1 protein-coding gene is annotated in these 409 nt (G+C 78.2%); it reads right to left on the bottom strand.

The window, feature by feature from the left end; translation table 11 throughout:
- Positions 1 to 53 precede the first annotated feature (53 nt).
- The coding region (locus GTW67_RS29645; RefSeq protein ID WP_202437859.1) for an FAD:protein FMN transferase at positions 54 to 409 on the bottom strand (356 nt) is incomplete at its 5' end.

The raw sequence follows: 409 nt of genomic DNA on the forward strand, positions 1-409 counted from the left end.
GTCGCGCAGTTCCCCGCGCCCCTGGCGGCGTTGCCGTCACGTCTCTGAGGGCGTCACCCCAGCCACCCCGCCAACCCCCCGGTGCACCGCACCTCGTCGCCCGCTGTCATCAGCAGACCCTCCACCCCCTCCAGCGACTCCAGCCACCGCAGCCCCTCCCGCGAGCCCATCGCGAAGGCCGCCGTCGCCCAGCAGTCCGCCCACGTCAGCCGCGGCCCCACCACCGTCACCGCCACCAGGTCCGTCACCGCCGGCCTCCCCGTGCGCGGATCGACGATGTGCGCCCCCCGCTCCGCCGTACCGGACGTCGCGACCGCCAGCTCCCCCGCCCCGGCCGCGGAGACCACCGCCGCGAGCCCGCCCGGCCGCAGCGGATCCGCCACCCCCACCCGCCACGGCCTCCCCGCCC

The sequence above is a fragment of the Streptomyces sp. SID5910 genome, from assembly GCF_009862125.1.
Taxonomy (GTDB): domain Bacteria; phylum Actinomycetota; class Actinomycetes; order Streptomycetales; family Streptomycetaceae; genus Streptomyces.